We start from the raw sequence: 23266 nt of genomic DNA, 5'->3' as shown, positions 1-23266 counted from the left end.
GCCCGTCGCAAACTGACGCAAACGGCCAAGGAGCCGATATGCGAGTGGTTTAGCGTTTTTATCGAGTGGTTCGAAAGGGCTTTGTACCACTTTAGACGGCACATTTCCATAGATGGAAAGATGCAAAACCATGAGCCAGAAAAGCGAAAAGCCCCGACTGGCGGGGCTTTTCTGTACTTCAACTACTGGAGGCGCGAGCCGGAGTCGAACCGGCCTAAACGGCTTTGCAGGCCGCTGCATAACCGCTTTGCTATCGCGCCGCAAGCGGACTGGAACCTAGTTGCAGGCTCGCAGATTTTGTCCGGCGGACAATCGAACAATCGGAACGATCGGTCCACCAAACAAAAAGGGAAGCGCTGCTTCCCCTTATGTGTGGAGCGGGAGACGAGGCTCGAACTCGCGACCTCAACCTTGGCAAGGTTGCGCTCTACCAACTGAGCTACTCCCGCATTGCCCTGCTTCACAACGCGCTGCACTTCTCTTCGCCAAACAACGCGGTGCTTCAAAAACTGGAGCGGGAGACGAGGCTCGAACTCGCGACCTCAACCTTGGCAAGGTTGCGCTCTACCAACTGAGCTACTCCCGCATTGTGCTGCTAACTACTGCCTTATTGACCGCAACTACTCTGCTATTGCGTCCGTTGCTTCAAACTGCGTGCATCGGAGAAACGAGATTATGGAGAAACGACTGAAACGTGTCAACCCCTTTTGCGAATGTCTTTAACGAAAAGTTCTTGCCCTGCTGCGACGATCTTCGCGCGCACTCGCACGGTCTTGCGAACGCCGTCGCGACGCGTGTCGACTACGATCACGCGACGCCGCCGCGCTCGCGGATCTGCGGCCACGCGAGCTTCATGTAGTAGAGCATCGACCAGATCGTCAGGAACGCGGCCAGATAGATCAGCCACAGGCCCCACACGCGCGTGTCGACCACCACGCCGCCGCCGAACGGCAACGGTCCGTAGAACAGCAGCATCGGAATCGCCACCATCTGGCAGACGGTCTTGAACTTGCCGAGCGAATTCACCGCGACACTCTTCGACGCGCCGATCTGCGCCATCCACTCGCGCAGCGCCGAAATCGCGATCTCGCGTCCGACGATCACCAGCGCAATCGCCGAGTCGATCCGCGCGAGCTGCACGAGCACCAGCAACGCCGCCGTCACCATCAGCTTGTCGGCGACCGGATCGAGAAACGCGCCGAACGCCGAGGTCTGATTCCACTTGCGGGCCAGATAGCCGTCGAACCAGTCGGTGAGCGCCGCCAGAATGAAGATCGTCGCGGCCGCGAGGTTGCGGTGCGCGGGGCTCATCATGATGTCGGGCAAATAAAACACGCCGACGACGAGCGGAATCAGGACGATCCGCAGCCAGGTCAGGAAAATCGGGAAATTAAACGGCATGGGCAGGCGCAGCGTCTGACGAGTGAGATGCAATTGTGCCGTGTCACAAGGCCTGCCACAAGCAACGCGGCGCGCGGGCCGCAAGGGTGTGCTTTAGCGGGCGCGTGCCGGCCGCCTGCTCGCCGTTCATCGACCGCTCACCGCCCCTGCCCGACCGATGAGCCGCGCCGCCCTGTTCAGTGCAACTGCCGATAGATCTGCTCGGCCAGCGCCTGCGAAATCCCTTCGACGCTCGCCAGATCCTCGACGCTCGCGGCGACCACGCCGCGCAACCCGCCGAAGCGTGCGAGCAGCCGTTGACGCCGTTTTGCACCCACGCCTTCGAGTTCCTCGAGCCGCGAGGTCTGGCGGGTTTTGCCGCGCTTCGCGCGCATGCCGGTGATCGCGAAGCGGTGCGCCTCATCGCGAATCTGCGCGACCAGCATGAGCGCGGCGCTTTCCTTGCCGAGTTCGAGCGGCGCGCGGCCGTCGGCGAAGATCAGGGTTTCGAGACCCACCTTGCGGCCCTCACCCTTCGCGACGCCGACCAGCATACCGGTATCGAGGCCCAGCTCCGTGAACACCTGGCGCGCGATCTCGACCTGACCCTTGCCGCCATCGATCAGCACGATGGTCGGCAAAATACCGCCCGCGGCCGCCGGGTGCGCGGCATCCGCCGCGAGCGACGGATCGGCGGCGGCGTCGCTTTGCCAATCGGCGGCTTCGTCGGCGGCATTCGCGGCGGCTTGCGCAACCATCTTCTCGTAGCGGCGCGTGAGCACCTGGCGCATCGCCGCGTAGTCGTCGCCGGGTGTGATGCCCGTGATGTTGTAGCGTCGGTATTCGGACGACTGCATCTTGTGATGGTGATACACCACGCACGATGCCTGCGTCGCCTCGCCCATCGTATGGCTGATGTCGAAGCACTCGATGCGCAGATGCGCGAGGTCGTCGCACTCCATGCCGAGCGTGTCCGTGAGCGCGCGCGTGCGGGCCTGTTGCGAGCCTTGCTCCGAGAGCAGGCGGGCGAGCGCGAGCCGCGCATTCTGCTCGGCCATTGCGAGCCACGCGCGCCGTTGCCCTTGCGGCTGACGCAGCACGGTCACTTTGTGGCCGGCCTGCTCGGTCAGCACGTCGACCAGTTCGCGCGTGGCCGGCGCGTGGCTGACCACCAGCACCGGCGGCACGCGATTGCCCAGGTAATGCTGGGCAATGAACGCTTCGAGCACTTCGGACTCGATCCCGCTCGATGCGCGCCCTTTGCGCGGCTGCGATGGTTCGGAGGTGGCGGAGTTCGCGTCGGCGTTCTCCGCATCTTCAGCTTCTTCCGCCTCTTCGTCTTCCGATAGCATGTCTTGAGCGATCGCGAGCGCGTCGGAAGCATCGGCATCGGCCGATTCGTCTGCGCCACTCGCACCCAGCTCCACCGCCGAACCCGGACTTGCACCGCTTTCACCGACATCGACCAGCGCTTCGCCGCCGCCCTCTTCCAGACCGCCTTCATCCGCCGTCAACGCGCTTTCCACATGGGCGGGGAAATACGCCTTGTCACCGAGATGCCGGCCGCCGCGCACCATCGCGAGATTCACACAGACGCGCCCGCCCAGCGCGACCACCGCGAGAATGTCGACGTCGCTATCGCTGCCGACTTCGATCGCCTGCTGATGCAGCACCGTCGACAGCGAACTCATCTGGTTGCGCACCGCCGCGGCCTGCTCGAATTTCAGCTCGCTCGCGAACGCGTGCATCTTCTGCTCGAGCTCGTTCATCACCTCGCCCTGGCGGCCGAGCAAAAAGCGCGACGCGTTGGCGACGTCCCGCGCATAGTCTTCTTCGCTGATGGCCGCCACGCACGGCGCCGTGCAGCGGCCGATCTGATGCAGCAGACAGGGCCGCGTGCGGTTGTTGAACACGGAATCTTCGCAAGTGCGCAACTGGAACACCCGCTGCAGGATCTGGATGCTCTCGCGCACCGCCCACGCGCTCGGAAACGGACCGAAGTATTGATTCTTGCGATCCACCGCCCCCCGGTAATAAGCCATGCGCGGAAACTTGTGACCGGTCAGTTTGAGGTACGGATACGACTTGTCGTCGCGAAACAGGATGTTGTAGCGCGGCGCGAGCGCCTTGATCAGATTGTTTTCGAGCAGCAGCGCCTCGGCCTCCGAACGCGTGACGGTCGTCTCGACGCGCGCGATGCGCGTCACCATCATCGCGATGCGCGGCGACAGCAGCGTCTTCGTGAAGTAACTCGACACGCGCTTTTTGAGGTCGCGCGCCTTGCCCACGTAAAGCACCGCGCCGTGCGTATCGTAATAACGATAGACGCCGGGCAGATGCGGCAGTTGGGCGAGCACTGTTTTCGGCTCGAAAGTGTCGGTTGCTTCGGGTTCGGTCATGCAGGGTCGATTGGGTGGGACGGTCTCGCGGGGCCTTGCGCCGCGTGCCGCGCGTCCCGGCGAAACTGGCGCGCGCAATCGTGGTCGAGGCTTTAGAATCGCCAGTTTAGAACATTCCGCGTGCGTTCGAACCCTGCTGTGCCGAACCCGGCAACGCTCCGGCCGCGCGCGAGGGCGGCGGCGCGATGCCGCGCTGCGAGGTCCCGGCGCCGCGGGCTGGTTCACCACCGCGGCCGCGCCAACCGTTCGACACCGCCATCCAGGTCACCATGTCCACCGTTGCCCCCCGCACCGAACAGCCCGCTGCCCCCCTCGCGATCGCTTGCGACATCTTCTGCGCGGTGATCGACAACTTCGGCGACATCGGCGTGTGCTGGCGCCTCGCGCGCCAACTCGCGAGCGAGCACGGCTGGCAGGTGCGCGTGTTCGTCGACGATCTGCATGCGTTCCAGAAGCTGTGCCCGTCGCTCGCGCTGGACCGCGCGCGCCAGACGGTCGGCGGGATCGTCGTCGAACACTGGCGCGAGCCGGCCCATGCGGGCGACACGCTCGAAGTGGCCGATGTCGTGATCGAGGCGTTCGGCTGCGAACTGCCGCCGATCTACGTCGCCGCGATGGCCGGGCGCGAGCGCGCGCCGGTCTGGTTCAACCTCGAATATCTGAGCGCCGAGGACTGGGTCGCGGATTTTCATCTGCGGCCGTCGCCCCATCCGCGCTATGCGCTGACCAAGACGTTCTTTTTCCCGGGACTCGGCCCCGGCACCGGCGGCGTCCTGAAGGAGCGGCATCTCGACGCCGCGCGCGCGGCCTTCGACGCGTCGCCGGCGGCACGCGAAGCCTGGTGGCAGCAAACCACCGGCCACGCGCCGCCGTCCGCCGAAGCGACCGTCGTCTCGCTGTTCGCCTACGAAAACCCCGCCGTCGACAGCCTGCTCGAACAATGGCGCGACAGCGCCACACCGGTCGTGCTGCTGGTGCCGGAAGGCCGCATTTCCGGCGCGGTGGCGCGCTTTTTCGGCTTGCCGGCATTTACCGCGGGCTCGCATGCGACGCGCGGCAACCTCCGCGCGCATGCGCTCGCATTCACCGCGCAGGACGGCTACGACGCGCTGCTGTGGGCGAGCGACATCAATTTCGTGCGCGGCGAAGATTCGTTCGTGCGCGCTCAATGGGCTGCGAAGCCGTTCGTCTGGCACATCTATCCGCAAGCCGACGACGCTCATCTGCCGAAGCTCGACGCCGCGCTTGCACACTACGCCCGCACGCTGCCCGCCGACGCGCGCGACGCGCTCGCGCGCTTCTGGCACGCGTGGAACGGCGCGGGCCAGCCGGAATGGGCCGAAATCCGGCGCCACTGCGCGGCGCTTAAGGAGCGCGCGGCCGAATGGGCCGGCGAACTCGCCGAAGTGGGCGACCTCGCCGGAAATCTGGCCGTGTTCGCAAAAACTCAGTTAAAATAAGCGGTTATCCAACGGCCGACGACGCAAGCGCGGCCCGAATCGCAGCAACGAGCCCGGTCAATCCGGCTGGTCGGCCCGCTGACCAATCCGGCATCGAAACATGCATCACGCGCCGCAATCTTCGGGTGATGGGTGCCAATGTCAAAAAAGGGACGTATGTTGTGGCTCGGCGCCACTCGTGTACACGCCCGCACAGGGTAAAAAAAGCAGGTAACGGATCGCGGGAAATAGCGGAAATCACAGAGCGGCGCAATGCGGCCTGTTTCCGCCGGTCCCGCGGCAAGCCGGCCGCGCCCTCTCGCACTCCAGCCCCGGTGCCGCTTCCATGCGGCGCGGCGCGCGGTGAGCGAGGCGCCGAAGCCGCTTGCGCCGTATGCCGTTGAGCAAAAGTTGAAGCTACTTATTTCGTACAGGACAGTTTTATGAAGACCGCACAGGAACTCCGCACCGGCAACGTCGTGATGATCGGCGCAGACGCAATGGTCGTGCAAAAGGCCGAATACAACAAATCGGGCCGTAACTCCGCCGTCGTCAAGATGAAGTTCAAGAATCTGCTGACCGGCGCAGGCATGGAAAGCGTGTACAAGGCAGACGACAAGTTCGACGTCGTCGTGCTGGAGCGCAAGGAAGTGACGTACTCGTACTTCGCCGACCCGATGTACGTGTTCATGGACGCCGACTACAACCAGTTCGAAGTCGAAAGCGAAATGATGGGCGACGCCCTTCATTACCTCGAAGACGGCATGGCTTGCGAAGTCGTGTTTTACAACGAGAAGGCCATCTCGGTCGAACTGCCGACCACGCTGGTCCGCGAGATCATCTACACGGAACCGGCTGTCAAGGGCGATACGTCGTCGGGCAAGGTGTTGAAGAACGCCAAGCTGACCACCGGCTTCGAACTGCAAGTGCCGCTCTTCTGCAACATCGGCGACAAGATCGAAATCGACACCCGTACGCACGAGTACCGCAGCCGCGCTTGATGCGCCTGCGAGCCTGAAAACGCGCGCCGGCGCAACGTCGGCCGCGCGAAAAAAATGGCAAAGGAAAGTGCCCAATTTGGGCGCTTTTTCTTTTTGGAGCGGACGTGTATGGTTAAGGAAAACTTTACCGGCGCCATTCTCGAAATTGCCATTTCGCCATCTTGCGCTCCCGTTTCGCCGTTCACAAACCATTGATAAGCTTGGGCAAATGTCCGTGGCACATTCCATGCTTTGATTGAAGATATGCCGTACGGCTGATTTTTCTCAACTCAGGAGATGCGCCATGAATAACGACATTGCTGAAGGCAAGTGGAAACAGATGATCGGCAAGGCAAAAACCGCATGGGGCGAACTGACGGACGACGAACTGACCAAGGCGGAGGGACGCGCCGACAAACTAGCGGGCCTGATCCAGGAACGCTACGGCAAAACCCGCGAACAGGCGGAACTCGAAGTGCGCCGGTTTTTCGACAGCAACCGGGATTTCTGACCGCCCGGATGCAAGTACTACAGGCGCCCCTCCCGCGCATCGTTGCCGTGACGAGTTGTCGTCATGAAACGGCGCGCAGCGGGCGCGTCACAGCAAAGCACAGGACCAGAACTACGTGAATCGACTCGCCGCCCGCCGCGCCCGGCTTCTTTCCGGCCAGGTCTCACGTTCATGCCAACAATCAGGCGGCCGCTGGTGCGCCGCGATGGCATGCGCCCACCTTGTGACGCGGGCCTCCCCGAGCGATCGTACCGGCCAGCCATCGCGCCCGTTTCGCGCGTCAGCCGAGGTAGCGGCGGCGCGGCGCAGCGGGTATCCATCCATCTAAAATTGCGCTCGCCATGCCACACGCCCTGATTGTTGAAGACGATCCCAATAGCCTGTCAGGCCTGTCCGCCATCCTCGCCGCCGACGGCTTCTCCGTCGACACCGCGACCACGATTGCCGAGGCCCGGGCAGCGCTGACGCGCTTCATCCCCGATGTCGTGCTGGTCGACCTCAATCTGCCGGACGGCAGCGGGCTCGACCTCTTGCAGCATTTGCCCGCGCATCCGCCAGGCGGCGCGTTGCCTGTGATCGTGATGACCGGCAATGCAACGGTCGAGAGCGCCATCGAGGGTTTGCGGCACGGCATCTGGGACTACCTGCTCAAGCCGGTCAACATCCCGCGTTTGCGCAGTCTGCTCGCACGCATTCCGCGTCCATACGAACTGACCGAGGAAGTGCAGACGCTGCGCGCATCGCTGCGGCAACTCGGACGCTTCGGCTCGATGCTCGGCCGCAGCGGCGCGATCCAGCACGTGTACGACACGATCGAACATATCGCGCCAACCGAAGCCGCCGTGCTGATTTCCGGCGAACCCGGCACCGGCAAGCAGATCGCGGCCCGCACGCTGCACGACATGAGCCGGCGCCGCAAGGGTCCGTTCGTTACGTTCGAGTCCCGCGGCGCCGGCAGCGTCGTCGGGCATCGTTCGCTAGACAGTTTGCTGTTCGGTCACGAGCGCGGCGCGTTCGGCGGCGCCGAGCAGCGCGAGCCGGGTCTGTTCGAGCAGGCGAGCGGCGGCACGCTGTTCATCGACGAAATCGCCGACTTGCCGCGCGCGCAGCAGGACGCGCTGCTGCGCGCACTCGACTCGCAGACGTTCATGCGGGTCGGCGGCACTAATCAGGTCGCGACGGACTTCCGGCTGGTCGCGTCGACCCGCAAGTCCGCGCGCGCGGCGGTGGCCGACGGCAGTCTGAATCAGGATCTCTCCTTGCGTCTCGAAGCGGCTGCGGTGACGCTGCCGCCGCTGCGCGAACGTGGCGACGATCCGGCGCTGATCGCGCAGGCCGTGGTCGACGAATTGAATCACGACGTGACACGCGAGGCGGCCGCGCGCGGCACGTCCGAGGTGGCCAAGCAGATTGGACCGAACTTCCTGCGCGAGTGTCTGGCGTACGAGTGGCCGGGCAACGTGCGCGAGTTGCAGGACCGCGTGCGGCGCGCGTATCAGGCGTCGGGCGACGTGCTGGAGTCGTTGCGCGCCGACGAGGCCGCGTCGGCGAACGGCCGCGATCTGAACGGCAGCCGCGTGCAGGTCACGGTCGGCACGCCGCTCGCGGATGTCGAGGAGATGCTGATTCGCGCGACGCTCGATGCGGTCGGTGGCACGCGTCACCGGGCGGCGTCGCTGCTGGGAATCAGCCCCAAGACGCTGTACAACAAGCTGCAACGCATGCGGTTGAACTGAGTCTGATTGATCGGCTCACCAACCGAAGGCCGCAAAAAAACGGCGCCTTGATTAATCAAGGCGCCGTTTTTCATTCTGCCCGCTCGCCATATATGCCCGGCCTCATCTTTGCCCGGCCTCGGCGCCCTATCCGAACGCGCTGCGCAGCAGCGCCTGCGCTTCCAGATACTGCGGTTCGGCAACCAGCTTGCTCCACTTCAGCGCCTTGCCGCGCGGCCGCATCCGCCTGATGCGGCGCCGCGACTCCTTCGACGGCGTAAAGCGCAGCGCATCCAGCACCTTCTCCGCTTCGCCCGGCTGATTGCAGATCAGCACCATGTCGCAACCGGCCTGCAGCGCGGCGGTGGCGCCTTCGGTCAGCGTGCCGCCCTGGCGCGCGGCTTCCATCGACAGGTCGTCGCTGAAAATCGCGCCTTCGAAGCGCAGTTTCTTGCGCAGGATGTCCTGCAGCCAGAACCGCGAGAACCCCGCCGGCTTCGCATCGACTTGCGGATAGATCACGTGCGCGGGAATCACCGAGCCGAGCGACAAGCCGAGCCAGTCGTACGGCGCTACGTCGTCGCGCAGGATGTCGTCGAGCGAACGGTCGTCGACGGGCATCGCGACGTGCGAGTCCGCGTGTGCGAAGCCGTGTCCCGGGAAGTGCTTGCCGCAATTGCTCATGCCGGCCAGCGCGAGCCCGTGGTTCAGACTCTTCGCGAGCAGCGTCACCACGCGCGGGTCGCGATGGAACGCTCGGTCGCCGATCACCTGCGATTGCCCGTAGTTCAGATCGAGCACCGGCGTGAAACTCATGTCGATGCCACACGCACGCAATTCCGCCGCGAGGATATAGCCGACCGCGGTCGTCACCTTGGTGGCGTGCAGCACGTCGCTGTCCCATAGCGCGCCGAGCTTGCCCATCGCCGGCAGCACCGTGAAGCCGTCGGTGCGAAAGCGCTGCACGCGCCCGCCCTCGTGATCGACGGCGATCAGCAGATCCTTGCGCACCGCGCGGATCGATTCGGTCAGCGCGATCAACTGCGCGCGGCTCTCGTAGTGGCGCGCGAACAGGATCACGCCGCCGGTCATCGGATGGGCAAGGCGGCGTCGGTCGTCGTGATCGAGCGTTTTGCCGACCAGGTCGAGCATCACCGGTCCGGGAGTGGTTTTCATCGAATTCCGCTAGAAAAAACGTTGGGCAAAAGAGCATGCGGCCGGCATGGACCGCGCTCGATGTGTTTTTTATCCGGCAGTGGCCGGCGCGTCCGTTGCGCCCGCTTGCGCCGTCTCCGCGATCACGAACGACACCGCGTAGTCGCGCTCGTCGCTGATGGTGACGCGCGCCGTGATGCCGCGAGCGTCGAGCCAGTCGGCCAGTTCACCGGACGCCACCACCATCGGCTCGCCGCTCGGCTTGTTGAGCGTTTGCAACGCGCGCCAGGTCATCGGCCAGTGCATGCCGAGGCCGATCGCTTTCGAAAACGCTTCTTTCGCCGAGAACCGCGTGGCGAGGAATGCCAGGCCGCGCGCCGCCGAGCGGGCCTGGCGCGCGTGATAGACGCGCAGTTCGTCCGGGCCCAGCACCTTCTCCGCGAAGCGGCCGCCAGTGCGTGTCATCACCGCGGCCACGCGGCTGACCTGAACGATGTCGGTGCCGATGCCGTAGATCGCCATGCGCGAGTCCGCCGCCTCGGGTCGCATCAGGCGCGCGCGCCGAGACGCGCGGCGACCATGATCGCCTTCATCTCGCGCACCGCGTTGTCCCAGCCGGCGAAGATCGCATGCGCGACGATCGCATGACCGATGTTCAGTTCGACGATTCCGTCGATCGCGGCAATCTGCTGCACGTTGGTGTAATGCAGCCCGTGGCCCGCGTTGACCTTGACGCCGAGCGTCATACCGAATTCGACCGCGCGTACCACGCGCTCGTATTCGCGCTGCTGTTCGGCGGGATCGTGCGCTTCCGCGTAACGGCCCGTGTGCAGTTCGATTACCGGTGCGCCGGCTTCCTGCGCGGCGCGAATCTGGGTCTCGTCCGGATCGATGAAGAGCGACACGCGCGAGTTGGCATCGGCGAGCTGTTTGCACGCAGCGCGCACCGCCCCGAACTGGCCGGCGACGTCGAGGCCGCCTTCAGTCGTCAGCTCCTGACGCTTTTCGGGCACGAGGCAGACATCGTGCGGCTGCACTTCACAGGCGATGTCGAGCATCTCCTGCGTGACCGCGCATTCGAGGTTCATGCGCGTCTTCAACAGCGGGCGCAGCTTGCGCACGTCGGCGTCGACGATATGGCGGCGGTCTTCGCGCAGATGCAGGGTGATCACATCCGCGCCCGCCTCTTCGGCCATCATCGCCGCGCGGATCGGGTCGGGGTAAGACGTGCCGCGCGCGTTGCGCAGCGTAGCGACGTGATCGATGTTCACGCCCAGGTCAATCACAGTCGGCGACGTAAGAAAGAAGCTCATAAGTTCTGCAAGTCGATCAGGATCTGGCGCGTCGCGAGCGGCGTGCCGCCAAGGTAGGTGTTGAGCAGAAAGCGCATCAGCGTTTTGCTTTGCGCCACGGTCTGCGCTCGATGGTAATCGTCCTGTTCCATGTCGAGCAAGGTTTGTCCCGCGACCACCGGCCATTGCGCGGGCCAGTCGTCGGCTGCTTCGCGCACGCCGCGCTCCGGATCGAACACGTAGCGCCCTTCGGGCAGCACCGCTTTGCGCGCGACCGTGCGATCGAGCGCCATCGCGTAGCCGGTTTCGCGCAGCAGCACGCGTTCGAACGACCGCAGCACCTGCACCGGCGGTTCGTCGTGCGCGAGACGCGTCATCGTGACGACGTAGTGGTGGAACAGTTGCGGATGCGGGTCTTCGCGCGCGCAGAACTTGACCAGCAGCTCGTTGACGTAGAAGCCGCAGAGCAGCGCGCCGCCGGTCAGCGGCAGCATGCCGCCGACCCATTCGGCGCCGGTCAGCGTGCGCACTTCGGACTTGCCCGACCACGACAGCGCGAGCGGCTGGAAAGTCTGCAACACCCCGCGCAACGCGGAGTGCGGACGCTTCGCGCCCTTCGCGACGAGCGCGAGACGGCCGTGATCGCGCGACAGCACGTCGATGATCAGACTGGTCTCGCGGTACGGATAGCTATGCAGAACGAAAGCGGGTTGTTCCGCGATCCGGTATTCGGAAGCGGAAGTGCGCGGCGCACGGCGTGCCAGTGTTTTACGCGGCTCGCCTTCGGCGCCTTCTGCGCTTTTACTGGAAGATTTTTTGGCGCCACGCGCGGGTTTGGACGGCTCGCGTGCCGGCGCGGCCGGTTCCGGCTCGCCCGGCGCAGCGTCGGAATTCAGCGTCATCCACGCGTCATTCGTACCCATACGCACGAAGTCCGGCTTCGTTGTCGGCCCAGCCGCTCTTCACCTTGATGAAGGTTTCCAGATAGACCGGCCCATCGAACAGCTTTTCCATGTCGAGGCGCGCTTCGGTGCTGATCTGCTTCAGCTTCGCGCCCTTCTGGCCGATGATCATCGCCTTGTGCGTATCGCGATCGACCATGATGGTCGCGAAAATGCGGCGCAAGCGCCCTTCGGTTTCGAACTTGTCGATCAGCACGGTACTCGTGTACGGCAGTTCGTCGCCGGTCCAGCGGAACACCTTTTCGCGCAGGATTTCCGCGGCGAGGAAACGCTCGCTGCGATCGGTCAGGTCGTCTTCGCCGTAGATTGGCGCGCCTTCCGGCAGGAACGGCTTGACGGTCGCCATCAGACGCTTGATGTCGTCGGGATGCTTGGCCGACAGCGGCACGATCTCGTTGAACTGGCGCAGCGCGCTGACCTGCTGCATGAACGGGAAGAGCGAGTCCTTGTCCGATACGCGGTCGAGTTTGTTCGCGATCAGCAGCGTCGGCACCGATGGCGGGATCAGGTCGAGCACTTTCTGGTCGTCGGCGCCGAAGCGGCCGGCCTCGATCACGAACAGGATCGCGTCGACCGAGGTCAGCGTGGATGTGACCGCGCGATTGAGCGAACGGTTCAGCGCGCCGCTGTGCTTGGTCTGGAAGCCCGGCGTGTCGACGAAAATGTACTGCGCGTCTTCCAGCGTGTGAATGCCGGTGATGCGATGGCGCGTGGTCTGCGCCTTGCGCGACGTGATGCTGACTTTCTGGCCGACCAGCGCGTTCATCAGCGTGGATTTGCCGACGTTGGGGCGGCCGACGATCGCGACCATGCCGCAGCGGAAACCAGTGGGAGTGGGAGCGTTCATATTCGGGCTACGGCAAGTTCAGAACGGCGCGCGGAAATGGCGCGCGCCGAGGGCAATCAATGGCCCGCATCGGCGACGCGCGTTTGCACCGCGTCGGCTACGCCGGGTTCGTGTTCGGTGGGCGCCGGGACGCCCGGCGTGATTACGCCGGCTGCACCGGGGGCGGCTTCGCGGCTGCGCTGGCGGTCTGCGTTGCGGTGCGGCGCGGCTTCGGTTCTGGCTTCGGACGGTTTGTCGGCTGCGGGTTTGTCGGCGGGTTTGTCGCTTGCGGGAGCGGACGGCTTGTCCGCAGCCGATTTGTCCGATTTCTCGGTCTTCTCGGCGCGTTCGGCTTTGTCCTGCCCGCTGTATTCGACGTGCGCGGCGCGAATCACGGCCAGCGGCGCGCCGCTGGCACTCGACCCGGCGCGTTCGGCGGCGGCCTTCTCAGCGGCCGACTCCGCCGCTGCGGCCGCGCGCGGCTCGCCACGCACGGTACCGCGTTCGTGCTTGCGCTCCGGGCTGCGCAAATCCAGCGCAGTCTGCACACCGGTGACGCCGGGCACAATCTCCGGCTCGGCGTTTTTCGCCGCTCGAGCGCCTTTCGAACGCTTGGGCTTCGCGACGACCGCGGGCGCCGCGGCCATGACTTCGTCGAGCGCCTTCTTGGCGGCCGCCTGCTCGGCCGCGCGGCGGCTCGCGCCGGAACCCGACACCTTCACGTCCAGTTTCGGCACCGTGCATTCGACTTCGAATTGCTGATTGTGCGCCGCACCATGCGTGGCGACGACCGTGTAGGTGGGCAGTGCGATCTTGTGCCCCTGCAGATACTCCTGCAGCAGCGTCTTGGCGTCCTTGCCCAGCGTGCGCGGGTCGATGTGATCGAGAATCGGCACGTAGAGGCGTTTTATGACCGTCTGGGCGGCGTCGAAGCCGCCGTCGAGGAACACTGCACCCAGCACCGCTTCAAGCGTATCCGCGAGGATCGAGGGCCGGCGGAAGCCGCCGCTGCGCAACTCGCCTTCCCCCAGCCGCAAGCCTTCCGAAATATTGAGGGCCTGAGCGATTTCGTACAGCGACTGCTGCTTCACCAGGTTGGCGCGAACGCGCGACAGATCGCCCTCGTCCAGCTTGCCGAAACGTTGGAACAAAAGCGCAGCTACCGCGCAATTCAGAACGGAGTCGCCGAGAAACTCGAGCCGTTCGTTATGCGTGGAACTGTGACTACGGTGCGTTAAAGCCTGGCGCAACAATTCCGCATTGCGAAATTCGTAGCGCAAACGGCTTTCCAACGGAGATAGGGGCATGGGCAGAGTATAACGCGGGCGCCTGACCCGGCGAAAACGCGGGTCGGCCTGCGGAAAAAGCGTGGTGAAGCGACGTTACCGCGGGTTCTTAAAGTAGCGTGACAACACGCCGCGACTGACGTGACCGAAGCGTGGTCAACTGCGCGGCGTGGTGGGCGATCGACGAGGACAAACTCAGTGGAATGAGCCGATGCGTTTGAGATCGCTGAAGTTCATCCAGATAAAAAATGCGCGGCCGACGATATTCCTATCCGGCGCAAAACCCCAGTAACGGCTATCCGCGCTGTTATCGCGGTTGTCGCCCATCATGAAGAAATTGCCCGGCGGCACCTTGCAGATCACGCCGCGTGCGTTGTACGTGCAGTTGTCCCGATACGGAAAATCTTCAGCGCCGACGATGAACGGCGGCACGGCGGGATTGTTAAGAATCGCGTTCTTGCGGCCGTCGATATCTTCTTCGAACTGCTTCGCGTAACCGAGGCGTTCTTCGTCGAGGTAGTCGGGCAGCGGCGTTTCCGGCACCGGCTTGCCGTTGATCGTGAGCTTCTTGTCCTGATACTCGATCACGTCGCCCGGCACGCCGATCACGCGCTTGATGTAGTCGACCGATTCGTCTTTCGGGTAACGGAACACCACCACGTCGCCACGCGCGGGCGCGCGGCCTTCGGTGATCTTCGTATTGGTAATCGGCAAACGGATGCCGTATTCGAATTTATTGACGAGGATGAAGTCGCCTACCAGCAGCGTGGGCACCATCGACCCAGAAGGAATCTTGAACGGCTCGACGACAAACGAGCGCACCACGAACACCACCAGAATCACCGGAAAAAAGCTCGCCGAATACTCGAGCCACCACGGTTGACGCAGCTTGTCGTCACGCAGACGCGCGCGCGTTTGCGCCGCGTTTTCGTCGGCGAAACGCTCGCCGATGCGCTCCTGCTGACGGTCGAATTCGGCAACCGCAGCTTCCGCCGCGCGGCGCCGTTTCGGCAGGAAAACCAGTTTGTCCGCGACCCATGCGACGCCCGTCAATATGACGAGCACAAAAAGAATCAGCGCAAAATTCATAACGTTCCGTTATTCAACTTATTTGTCTTCGACACGCAGAATCGCGAGGAAAGCCTCTTGCGGAATCTCGACCGAGCCCACCTGCTTCATTCGCTTCTTGCCTGCCTTTTGCTTTTCCAGCAATTTCTTCTTACGCGAAATGTCACCGCCGTAGCATTTTGCCAGCACGTTCTTACGCAACGCTTTAATGTTCTCGCGCGCAATAATGTTCGAGCCGATGGTCGCTTGAATCGCCACGTCGTACATCTGGCGCGGAATCAGTTCGCGCATTTTTGCCGCCACTTCGCGGCCGCGATACTGGCTTTGCGAACGGTGCACGATGACCGACAACGCATCGACCTTGTCGCCGTTGATCAGCATGTCGACCTTCACGACGTCCGACGCGCGATATTCCTTGAACTCGTAATCCATCGACGCATAGCCGCGCGAGATCGACTTCAGACGATCGAAGAAGTCGAGCACCACTTCGCCCATCGGAATTTCATACGTGAGCTGCACCTGGCGGCCGTGATACTGCATGTTGATCTGCGTGCCGCGCTTTTGTGTACACAGCGTGATCACCGAGCCGACGTAGTCTTGCGGCATGTACAGATTCACGGTGACGATCGGCTCGCGCACTTCTTCGATCTTCGACGGCTCCGGCATCTTGGCCGGATTCTCGACCATGATGGTCGTGCCGTCGCGCTGCAGGACTTCGTAGACCACGGTCGGCGCCGTGGTGATCAGGTCCATGTCGAACTCGCGTTCGAGACGTTCCTGCACGATCTCCATATGCAGCAGACCGAGGAAGCCGCAACGGAAGCCGAAACCGAGCGCCTGCGACACTTCCGGCTCGTATTGCAGCGACGCGTCGTTCAGCTTGAGCTTTTCGAGCGAATCGCGCAGCGCGTCGTACTGGTTTGCTTCGACCGGGTAGAGACCGGCGAATACCTGCGGCTTCACCTCCTTGAAGCCGGGCAGCGGTTCCGCGGCCGGACGGTTCACCTGCGTGACGGTGTCGCCCACCTTCGCGGCCGCCAGCTCCTTGATGCCGGCGATGATGAAGCCCACCTGCCCCGCCGACAACGACTCGAGATTCTTCGACTTCGGCGTGAACACGCCGATGTGCTCGACCGGATACTGCGCGCCGGTCGCCATCATGCGGATCTTGTCCTTGGGACGCAGCGTGCCGTTGACGATGCGCACCAGCATCACGACGCCGACGTAGTTGTCGAACCACGAGTCGATGATCAGCGCCTGCAGTGGCGCTTCCGGATCGCCCTTCGGCGGCGGCACTTTCGCGACCAGCGCTTCGAGCACGTCTTCAACGCCCAAGCCGGTCTTCGCGCTGCAACGTGTTGCATCGGTTGCGTCGATGCCGATCACGTCTTCGATTTCGGAGATCGCGTTCTCGGGATTCGCCGCCGGCAGGTCGATCTTGTTGAGCACCGGAATCACGTCGACGCCGAGTTCGATCGCCGTGTAGCAATTGGCGACGGTCTGCGCCTCCACGCCCTGGCTCGCGTCGACGACCAGCAACGCGCCTTCGCAGGCGGACAGCGAGCGGCTGACTTCATACGAGAAGTCGACGTGCCCCGGCGTATCGATCATGTTCAGGTTGTAGACCTGCCCGTCGCGGGCGCGATACGTCAGAGCGGCGGTTTGAGCCTTGATGGTGATGCCGCGCTCGCGCTCGAGATCCATGGAGTCGAGCACCTGGGCTTCCATCTCGCGATCGGACAAGCCGCCGCAGATCTGGATGATGCGATCGGCGAGCGTCGACTTGCCATGGTCGATGTGCGCAATGATCGAGAAGTTACGAATATGATCCATTCAGTGCCGATCAAGCAAAAAAGGCGCGCTCGGACAATAGCGGAGCACGCCTTGTAAGTAGGTGAAAAACCTATCTATTTTAGCCGAAAAGGCTACCGCCCGGCGCATCTTGCGAAGGCCGGGAGAAAAGACGGCTTTGGAGAAGCGTGAAACCCGGTGTGGACAGCGGCCGTTCGGCGCGCTGCTCGAAGTCCCGGTCAATCTCGGGAGGCCGCCTCGACACGTGCGGCTAACGCGGCACGGACCCGCGCTACGTCGAGGTGATAGTGGCACAACTCGACGCCGTCACAGACCAGCACCGGCACCAGTTCGTTGTACCGGGCTTCCACCAGCGGGTCGGCGTCGACGTCGATCACGTCGACTTGCGCGCCGAATTCCGCCAGCAACGGCTCGAGGGCGGCGCGCATGTCTTCACAGAGGTGGCACCACGCGCGCCCATAGAGCGTGAGCGGCGCCGCCTTCGTCATTTCTGGACGCTGCGCGGGCGGATCGGCACGAACTGCGTATTCTCGCCGCGACGAACCAGCAGCGCGACCATCTTCGTCGAATCGAGGTGCGAGGTCAGATCGTCGAACTGCTTCGCGCTCGCGACGTCCGTATCGCCCACGCGCAGAATGATGTCGCCCTTCTGCAGTCCGACACGCGCCGCCGGACCGTCCGCCGCGTCGACCTGCACGCCGTTGTGAAGCTTCAACGCCTTCAGCTGATCGGCGGGGAGATCGCTGACGGCGAGGCCCAGCACATTCGTCGCGCGCTGCTTCGGCGGCTGCGGCTTCTTCTGATCCGCCTTGGTCGTCTTGTCCGGCTGCATTTCGGCGATCGTGACTGGCAGCTCGTGCGTTTGCCCCTTGCGCCAGATCGTGATCGTCGACTTGGTGCCCGGCTTCGTGTCGCCGACCATGCGCGGCAAGTCCGTTGCCGTGTCGACCGAGTGGCCGTTGAATTTCAGGATGATGTCGCCCGGCTGCACGCCGGCCTTGTCCGCCGGACCGCCCGGTTCGACGCTGCTGACCAGCGCGCCCTGCGCCTTCGGCAGACCGAGCGAGTCGGCGACGTCTTTGGTGACTTCGCCGATCGCCACCGCGATCCGGCCGCGCACCACCTTGCCGGAACTCTTCAACTGATCGGCCACGCGCATCGCCTCGTCGATCGGGATCGCGAACGAGATGCCCATGAAACCGCCCGTGCGGCTGTAGATTTGCGAGTTGATGCCGATCACCTCGCCTTGCATGTTGATCAGCGGACCGCCCGAGTTGCCCGGATTGACGGCCACGTCGGTCTGGATGAACGGCAGATAGTCACCGGTATCGCGCCCCTTCGCGCTGACAATGCCGGCCGTCACCGTATTCTCGAGACCGAACGGCGAGCCGATCGCGACCACCCATTCGCCCACGCGCACCTTGTTCGAATCGCCGATCGTAATGGTCGGCAGATTGGCGGCGCTGATCTTCACCACCGCGACGTCGGTCCGGTCGTCCACGCCAACCAGCTTCGCCTTGAATTCGCGCTTGTCGGTCAACGTGACGTAGATCGTGTCAGCGTCGTCGATGACGTGCGCGTTGGTCATCACGTAACCGTCTGCCGAGATGATGAAGCCTGAGCCTACACCGCTGTTCTGTTCCGGATCGTTGCCATCCGGCGCGTCCTGGCTGCCACCGCTGCCGCCGCCGTTGTCGCCACCACGCGGCGAACCCGGTGATTGCGGCGACTGCGGCAATGGAATGCCGAAGAAGCGGCGGAAAAACTCCGACATGTCGCCGTCGTCCATACCCGGTGGCAGGCCGCCGCGGGGACCGCTGTTCGACACGCGCGTAGTGGTGCGAATGTTGACGACCGCCGGTCCGACCTTGTCGACCAGATCAGTGAAGTCGGGCAGATTGGCGGCGGGGGCCGCCGACGCCGTGTGCGGCGCGAGCGGCAAACACGCCGCTACCAGCGCGGCCGCGAGGAATTTACGAACCGAGAGAGTCGTCATATCGTAGCAAGCCGAGGGATTCAGGATTCGGAGGGTTACTTCGGAGCCTTGTATTCTATGGCAGCGGCGAATTGCTGCAATGTGGTCTGGGGCACTTCACCAAGCAGGGTAATCCAGAAGTCGCCCCGCCGCTTGACGAGCACGTGCGTGGCGCCGCTGCTGCCCGAGCCCTCCTTGCGCGTGTTGTTCTCGACCGGCTCGACAAAAACCGAAATGGCCGCGAGGCCGTCGGAGAACACCGCCTGATCCACCGGAATGGTCGGTTGGCCCGCTTCGCGCGCGGCCATCGGCCGGCGCAATTGCCGAATCATGTGAAAGCCCGGCACCGTCGGCGCGATCTGCCAGCCTTGCGCGGTCATGTCGACCGGCTCGACCGGCGGACGCACGACAGTCCACCCTGCCGTATTACGAATGCCGTTGACGATGCCAGCCTTGTCGACCGGCACGCCGATCCGGATCTGCGAAAACGACAACTGTTCGAGCACCTGGCCGCTCGGATCGAGTGTCTGCGCGCGCAGCAGCAGGCCGGTCTTCTTGTCGGCCCAAAGCTTATAGGCAAACCGGTAGGCGTCTTTCGGATCGAGCTCGATCACCTGGCTGTCGACACCCGCGACGCGGTCGTCGCCGAGCAGTTTGGGTTCGTAAACGGACAGAACCTGCTCGCCGCTCACGGCGAGCAGGGCCGGGAACGCGTCTTTATTCTGACGCTTCTCGAGCACCAGCAGACGCCGCTCCGGCACGAACGTGTAGAGGTCGTCGTTATGACGCAGCATTTTGCGCGGCTTGCCGTCGAGGCTTTCGAGCTGTTCGAATTCGCCGTCCGTACGGGTCGAGTAATGCGCGATCCGGGACGTCTGAACGAAGTTGCCGCGCTGATAGACGAACGCGCCCTCGTAGTTCTGCTGCTGGGCAGCCTGATGGATGCGATCGAGCAGATCCGCAGCCGTCCGACGGGCGACGAGCGGATCAGCGGTTTGAGCAAAGACCCGCGGTGTAGCGGACAACAATACGGCCGCGCAGAACAGAAATGCCGGCAGCCGCCCCCAGATAGTCGTTTTATTCAACCGCAGAGTCTGCATCAAACTATTGGCCCTGCGTAGAGACGGAGGCAGCGCGAATCACCGGCATCGAGCCCGCCATGACCGGTTGTTGCGCGAATTGCTGGTGAGCTTCCAGATATTGGTCGAGACTCGCGTCGCGGATGATGTTCGCGTCCTGCGCGATAGGCTGGGCCGTTGCCAGCGGCACCGACGCCATTGCGATGCGCTGCACCGTATCGCTACGCGTCTGAAGCGACGCGATCTGCGCGCCCGGTACGCCTTGCAGTTGCGGCACGACGATCCACGTCAACGTAGCAGCAGCGGCTGCGACGGCAAAAGCCGGCACCACGCGGCGGCGCAACGCGAGCAAGCGCCGCGCAACCGGCATGGCGGCGGGCGCGAGCATGTGCGGCTCGCTTTCCAGGCGCGCGGCGAAACCGCTCATGAACGCGCTGCTCGTTGCTGCGCTGATTGCCAGGTCGTCGGAACGCAACGCGTCGCCGATCAGGTGATAGCGCGACCACGCGGCACGATCGTCACCGTCGAGCCCAGAAATAAACTTGTCCAGATTCAGATGCTCTTCGCCGAACAGCTCACTGTCGACAAAAGCGGACAGACGCTCGCCACGCGAACCGTCTTGCGATTGCATCGAGACCGACCCCATGATGCTCCCCATCTTACGAATACCCCATAGTGACACCACTAATCCAGATATTGCACCCGCGCCCCGTGGGCCGGCTGGGTATTCACCAGCGCTTGCCTTCAGGTGTGTCAAGCAACGGACGCAATTTTGCCGCAATGGCTTCGCGAGCGCGGAAAATTCGTGATCTGACTGTGCCGATTGGGCAACCCATCATCTCAGCGATTTCCTCGTAACTCAAACCTTCAATTTCACGAAGAGTAATGGCGGTGCGCAACTCTTCCGGTAAAACCGCCATCGCAGCATTGACCGTCTCGGCGATCTGCTTGCTCATCAACATCGACTCAGGCGTGTTGATATCCCTTAGTTGGTCGGCATCGGAGAAAGTTTCAGCTTCTTCAGCATCTGCTTCGGTCGAGGTCGGCGCGCGCCGGCCTTGGGTGGCAAGGTAGTTCTTTGCGGTATTGACCGCAATTCGGTACAACCATGTATAAAATGCCGATTCCCCGCGAAACTGAGGCAGCGCACGGTAGGCCTTGATGAAGGCGTCCTGCGCGACGTCTTCCACCTCGGCGGGGTCGCGCACGAGGCGCGAGATCAGCCGGAGAATCTTGCGGTGGTACTTGGAGACCAGAAGCTCGAACGCGGCCTTGTCGCCCTTCTGGACGCGTTCGACCAGCACCTGATCAATTTCTTTTTCGCTCACCTGATAAATCCGTTAACTATAGGGCGCATGGCGGGGCACCATTGTAGCGTCCCCAACATTGGGGCACGTTACGCCGGTAACAGCGGTTACAGTCGTTACAGTCAGGCGCCAGCGGCGCGTCGGCCCAGCACCGAAAGTTGCCGGAAAACGGGCGCGGGAAGCGCGTCGGCGGTAATCAGCAAGGTGCTTGCGCCCCCCGCTTCCGGCTGGACCGCGAGGATCAGCAAGCGGCCGCTCCATTGCGAACAGCCGGCGATACGTCCCTGCATCAGCAGGTTGCCGCCCTGTCCCCACACCGACAGCTCGTCTTGCCCGATTTTCAGCGCGGCCGGCTGCGCACGCTCGTGCCGCCTCGCGCCAAGCATCAGCGACGCAGCCACGGCAAGCGTCAACGGGAGCGCCTGCCACGCGCCAAGGTGCGACGCGAAACAGGCATAAGCGGTTGACGTTGCCGTCAGCAAGAAGATCCGCACCGCGGCACGCATGGCGAAAGAGCGACGCAGCGCGATTCGCTGCGTCGCTCTTTCGGACGTTTCCGGCTGAAGGTGGAACGCCGGCAAAGCCGGCGCCGTCGACTGGCGCGTCACCCGCAGTCAGGCGATCAGGCGCGCTTGAAGACCAGCGTGCCGTTCGTGCCGCCGAACCCGAACGAGTTCTTCAGCGCGACGTCGATCTTCATCTCCCGCGCGGTGTTCGCGCAGTAATCGAGATCGCAGGCCGGATCCTGATTGAAGATGTTGATAGTCGGCGGCGACACCTGATGATGCACGGCCAGCACGGTGAACACCGACTCCAGACCGCCCGCGCCGCCCAACAGGTGACCCGTCATCGACTTGGTCGAGTTCACGACCATGTCTTTCGCGTGATCGCCGAAAGCGCGCTTGATGCCGGTCGTTTCCGCCAGGTCGCCAAGCGGCGTGGACGTGCCGTGCGCGTTCAGATAATTCACCTGATCGGAATTGATGCCCGCGTTCTTCATCGCGGCCAGCATGCAGCGGCGGGCGCCGTCGCCGTCTTCCAGCGGAGCGGTCATGTGATAGGCGTCGCCGCTCATCCCATAGCCGCCGACTTCGGCGTAAATCTTCGCGCCGCGCGCCTTCGCATGTTCGTACTCTTCGAGCACCATCACGCCGGCGCCCTCGCCCAGCACGAAACCGTCGCGATCAATGTCCCACGGACGGCTCGCGGTAGCCGGATCGTCATTGCGTTGCGACAGCGCGCGCGCCGCGGCAAATCCGCCGATACCGAGCGGCGACACGGTGGATTCCGCCCCGCCCGCGATCATCACGTCGGCGTCGCCGTATTCGATCAGGCGCGAAGCCTCGCCGATGCAATGCAGACCGGTGGTACAGGCCGTGACGATAGCGAGATTCGGACCCTTGATGCCGAACTTGATCGACAGATGGCCGGAGATCATGTTGATGATCGACGCCGGCACGAAGAACGGCGAAATACGGCGCGGGCCACGATTGAGCAACTCGGTTTGCGTCACTTCGATCATCGGCAAACCGCCGATGCCCGAACCGACCACGACGCCGATGCGCTCCGAATTCTCGTCGGTGACTTCGAGACCGCTGTCCTGCATCGCCTGGATGCCTGCGGCCACGCCGTAGTGGATGAACGTATCCATGTGGCGCGCTTCCTTACCGGGGATGTAGTCCTCGATATTGAAGCCCTTCACCTCGCCGGCGAAGCGAGTCGAGAAGTTCGTCGCATCGAACTTCGTGATATTGGCAATGCCCGACTTGCCGGCGACCAGATTGGCCCAGCCGTCGGCAACATTATTGCCAACAGGCGAAATCAGCCCCAGGCCTGTAACAACAACACGACGGCGGCTCACGGTAACCCCTTTTTCATAGATGACAAAAGCAAAAGCCACAGCGGCCACAGAAATCTGCCCTGTGTGCCCTGTGGCTGTTAAGTCGGCAATCGCGCGAAAAGTTGCGCTGTCAACATCGCTTGCTCCTGCACGGCAAAAAGCGCCAACCCTGCTGGCGTCGGCAACCGACACGACAGGGCGTCATACGCCGCCAACGCAGAAACGCAGGCGCGAATGACC

Annotated in this window: 21 protein-coding genes and 3 tRNA genes; 4 read left to right on the top strand and 20 right to left on the bottom strand. The window is 63.5% G+C overall.

The genetic code is table 11. The features are described from left to right. Positions 1-186 precede the first annotated feature (186 nt). The 5 genes from PQR02_RS04705 to uvrC all read right to left on the bottom strand — a co-directional run bounded on the left by PQR02_RS04705 (position 187) and on the right by uvrC (position 3779). Positions 187-260 (bottom strand) — tRNA-Cys (locus tag PQR02_RS04705). Positions 261-373: 113 nt separating this feature from the next. Then, a tRNA-Gly gene (locus PQR02_RS04700) sits at positions 374-449 on the bottom strand. Between the two features lie 61 nt (positions 450-510). Beyond that, positions 511-586: transfer RNA gene (locus PQR02_RS04695), tRNA-Gly, on the bottom strand. Positions 587-807: 221 nt separating this feature from the next. Then, entirely contained in the window at positions 808-1401 is a 594-nt protein-coding gene (pgsA, locus tag PQR02_RS04690) for a CDP-diacylglycerol--glycerol-3-phosphate 3-phosphatidyltransferase (RefSeq protein ID WP_408226162.1), read from the bottom strand. A gap of 176 nt (positions 1402-1577) precedes the next feature. Continuing rightward, positions 1578-3779 (bottom strand): excinuclease ABC subunit UvrC, encoded by a 2202-nt coding sequence (gene uvrC, locus PQR02_RS04685; RefSeq protein ID WP_408226159.1) that lies wholly within the window; start codon positions 3777-3779, stop codon positions 1578-1580. A 269-nt stretch (positions 3780-4048) separates the two neighbouring features. Between uvrC and earP the strand changes: the two genes are divergently transcribed. The 4 genes from earP (at position 4049) to PQR02_RS04665 (ending at position 8445) form a co-directional block, all read left to right on the top strand. Next, entirely contained in the window at positions 4049-5239 is a 1191-nt protein-coding gene (gene earP / locus PQR02_RS04680; protein ID WP_408226156.1) for an elongation factor P maturation arginine rhamnosyltransferase EarP, read from the top strand. Between the two features lie 422 nt (positions 5240-5661). Continuing rightward, positions 5662-6219: an elongation factor P gene (gene efp, locus PQR02_RS04675; protein ID WP_042322091.1), complete on the top strand. Its 558-nt coding sequence runs from the start codon at positions 5662-5664 to the stop codon at positions 6217-6219. 283 nt (positions 6220-6502) lie between these two features. Further along, positions 6503-6709 (top strand): CsbD family protein, encoded by a 207-nt coding sequence (locus PQR02_RS04670; protein WP_408226153.1) that lies wholly within the window; start codon positions 6503-6505, stop codon positions 6707-6709. A 341-nt stretch (positions 6710-7050) separates the two neighbouring features. Next, positions 7051-8445 carry a sigma-54-dependent transcriptional regulator gene (locus tag PQR02_RS04665; RefSeq protein WP_408226150.1) on the top strand — a complete coding sequence of 465 codons (1395 nt, stop codon included), beginning with the start codon at positions 7051-7053 and terminating at the stop codon, positions 8443-8445. Positions 8446-8571: 126 nt separating this feature from the next. Here PQR02_RS04665 and nagZ read toward each other — a convergent pair whose 3' ends face one another. From nagZ to fabF, 15 genes are all read right to left on the bottom strand, one after another. Further along, on the bottom strand, positions 8572-9600 hold the full coding sequence (gene nagZ, locus PQR02_RS04660; RefSeq protein ID WP_408226147.1) for a beta-N-acetylhexosaminidase: 1029 nt from the start codon (positions 9598-9600) through the stop codon (positions 8572-8574). Positions 9601-9669: 69 nt separating this feature from the next. Beyond that, positions 9670-10101, bottom strand: coding sequence for a holo-ACP synthase (gene acpS, locus PQR02_RS04655; RefSeq protein WP_408226144.1), 432 nt, complete (start codon positions 10099-10101; stop codon positions 9670-9672). Between the two features lie 26 nt (positions 10102-10127). Then, positions 10128-10892: a pyridoxine 5'-phosphate synthase gene (gene pdxJ / locus PQR02_RS04650; protein ID WP_408226141.1), complete on the bottom strand. Its 765-nt coding sequence runs from the start codon at positions 10890-10892 to the stop codon at positions 10128-10130. Further along, complete coding sequence (recO, locus tag PQR02_RS04645; protein ID WP_408226138.1) at positions 10889-11794, bottom strand: DNA repair protein RecO; 906 nt, start codon at positions 11792-11794, stop codon at positions 10889-10891. Before recO ends, pdxJ begins: the two co-directional genes overlap by 4 nt. Continuing rightward, complete coding sequence (era, locus tag PQR02_RS04640; RefSeq protein ID WP_149674151.1) at positions 11781-12680, bottom strand: GTPase Era; 900 nt, start codon at positions 12678-12680, stop codon at positions 11781-11783. The genes recO and era overlap by 14 nt, the downstream gene beginning before the upstream one ends. Before the next feature lie 56 nt (positions 12681-12736). Further along, positions 12737-13966 carry a ribonuclease III gene (rnc, locus tag PQR02_RS04635; protein ID WP_408226134.1) on the bottom strand — a complete coding sequence of 410 codons (1230 nt, stop codon included), beginning with the start codon at positions 13964-13966 and terminating at the stop codon, positions 12737-12739. A 174-nt stretch (positions 13967-14140) separates the two neighbouring features. Then, positions 14141-15034, bottom strand: coding sequence for a signal peptidase I (gene lepB / locus PQR02_RS04630; RefSeq protein ID WP_408226131.1), 894 nt, complete (start codon positions 15032-15034; stop codon positions 14141-14143). A gap of 18 nt (positions 15035-15052) precedes the next feature. Then, positions 15053-16846 carry a translation elongation factor 4 gene (gene lepA / locus PQR02_RS04625; RefSeq protein WP_408226128.1) on the bottom strand — a complete coding sequence of 598 codons (1794 nt, stop codon included), beginning with the start codon at positions 16844-16846 and terminating at the stop codon, positions 15053-15055. A 197-nt stretch (positions 16847-17043) separates the two neighbouring features. Next, complete coding sequence (locus tag PQR02_RS04620) at positions 17044-17313, bottom strand: glutaredoxin family protein (RefSeq protein WP_408226125.1); 270 nt, start codon at positions 17311-17313, stop codon at positions 17044-17046. Further along, positions 17310-18821, bottom strand: a complete 1512-nt coding sequence (locus tag PQR02_RS04615) for a DegQ family serine endoprotease (RefSeq protein WP_408226122.1) — start codon at positions 18819-18821, stop codon at positions 17310-17312. Before PQR02_RS04615 ends, PQR02_RS04620 begins: the two co-directional genes overlap by 4 nt. A 35-nt stretch (positions 18822-18856) precedes the next feature. Then, positions 18857-19900, bottom strand: a complete 1044-nt coding sequence (locus PQR02_RS04610) for a MucB/RseB C-terminal domain-containing protein (RefSeq protein WP_408226119.1) — start codon at positions 19898-19900, stop codon at positions 18857-18859. Between the two features lie 4 nt (positions 19901-19904). Next, on the bottom strand, positions 19905-20525 hold the full coding sequence (locus PQR02_RS04605) for a sigma-E factor negative regulatory protein (protein ID WP_408226116.1): 621 nt from the start codon (positions 20523-20525) through the stop codon (positions 19905-19907). A gap of 82 nt (positions 20526-20607) precedes the next feature. Next, positions 20608-21207: an RNA polymerase sigma factor RpoE gene (rpoE, locus tag PQR02_RS04600; RefSeq protein WP_006051939.1), complete on the bottom strand. Its 600-nt coding sequence runs from the start codon at positions 21205-21207 to the stop codon at positions 20608-20610. A gap of 101 nt (positions 21208-21308) precedes the next feature. Beyond that, positions 21309-21599 (bottom strand): hypothetical protein, encoded by a 291-nt coding sequence (locus PQR02_RS04595; protein ID WP_408226113.1) that lies wholly within the window; start codon positions 21597-21599, stop codon positions 21309-21311. Positions 21600-21808: 209 nt separating this feature from the next. Then, positions 21809-23047 (bottom strand): beta-ketoacyl-ACP synthase II, encoded by a 1239-nt coding sequence (gene fabF / locus PQR02_RS04590; protein ID WP_408226110.1) that lies wholly within the window; start codon positions 23045-23047, stop codon positions 21809-21811. Positions 23048-23266: the final 219 nt, after the last annotated feature.

Source organism: Paraburkholderia sediminicola, from assembly GCF_046026895.1.
In the GTDB taxonomy this organism is placed as follows: Bacteria; Pseudomonadota; Gammaproteobacteria; order Burkholderiales; family Burkholderiaceae; genus Paraburkholderia; species Paraburkholderia sediminicola_C.
Note: the sequence above shows the minus strand (reverse complement) of the source record. Positions and strands in the feature narration are given on the sequence as shown.